This is a genomic window from Methylorubrum sp. Q1, assembly GCF_004683995.1.
Taxonomy (GTDB): Bacteria; Pseudomonadota; Alphaproteobacteria; order Rhizobiales; family Beijerinckiaceae; genus Methylobacterium.
Map to the genome: position 1 here is coordinate 1 of NZ_SRHQ01000078.1, position 1,323 is coordinate 1,323.

Here is a 1,323-nt window from a genome sequence, read left to right on the forward strand (position 1 = left end):
TCTGCAGATGCTCGACCGCCACTTCGCCGCGGTTCGTCAGGATCCGCGTGCCCGACGCGAAGCAGAGAACGAGGGGCGCCTGCGAGAAATTGGAACTTGGGACAATATCAAATTGTCTGAAGGAAGATGGTTCACTGTTCGTCAGCAGAAAATAAGTGAATCCATCCGGAGTTCTGGTGGATGGGAACCGAACAATGGTCCCATTGTCCTGAGATTTCCCCCAATAAGAATAATTTTGTTGTGTGGTGAAATAATTTGCCGGCGTCGTTGTGATGCGCGCCAACTCGCCGGGCGTATCGCCCAGAATACCACTGTTATCACTATCGGTGACGACGAAAGTGGGAGCGTCCGGAGCGTCAACTCTTTGCGGATCGACGTTGCCGATCCTGAAACTGCTTGTCGAAGCGTCGGTGGAGTTGAGCTCGACGAAGGTTCTATATGTCAGTGATGGGCTGGGTCCGGAGGACATGTCGAGGTCTCCTACTAGATTTCACGACGTTACTTGGTTGCTTCGCTCTCATGGGCATTATAAAAATCTATAATTTTGTTCAATACAATCGAAAATATAACAATATTATCAGATAAATACCATATAATCTATGTGTGCGGCAATGGTTCTCAAGTTCCGGAAACCGGATCTGGCCTGCTCGCGTCGTGGAATAAATTCGGTCTTCAGGGCGTTTGGCCCGATAAGTCGGGCAACGCGCCTGAATCCAAATTGCACTGGCGCATGATGAGCCTCCGCTCTGCTAAGCTTTCGAAATCCCTGTGGGACGACAAAGAAAAATTCGCACGACCCTTCGCAACTTTTTTGAGTTCGACGCTCACCTGCTCCGTCAGCCGCTCGCGGTTTGGGCGCTAGTCGATGCTGGGCTGCGCCTCGTAGTGCGTGACCTTGCCCCCTGTTTGCCCCCGTTCATAACCAGAGTCCGTTCTGGTTCTGGTCCTGTCGGGACCGGGTTGCAAACGCGTTCGGGGTGAGCCCGCCGAGGCTCGTGTGGGGGCGGCAGGTGTTGTAGTCGACCCGCCACGCCTCGATGATGGTCCGGGCCGCCGGGAGGCTTCGGAACAGATGCTCGTTCAGGCACTCGTCGCGCAAGCGCCCGTTCAGGCTCTCGACAAAACCGTTCTGCTGCGGCTTGCCGGGGGCGATGTAGTGCCACTCGACCGCACGCTCCTCCTGCCAGCGCAGGATGGCGTGCGAGGTCAGTTCGGTGCCGTAGCACATCAGGAAGATGGCTCGACGGTTCTGGGGCGGCGCGCGAAGCCATGCTGAGCGCAGCGCGCCGCCCTGGGCGGTCATGGCCGATCTGATCCTCCCCC

General features: G+C 56.4%; 1 protein-coding gene and 1 pseudogene. Both read right to left on the reverse strand.

Translation table 11 applies throughout. The features are described 5' to 3' along the window. A pseudogene (locus E4V01_RS25310) lies at nucleotides 1–469 on the reverse strand (Hint domain-containing protein); the annotation flags it as partial. 447 nt (nucleotides 470–916) lie between these two features. After that, on the reverse strand, nucleotides 917–1,323 hold a 407-nt coding region (locus tag E4V01_RS25315; RefSeq protein ID WP_245517716.1), incomplete at its 5' end, for a transposase.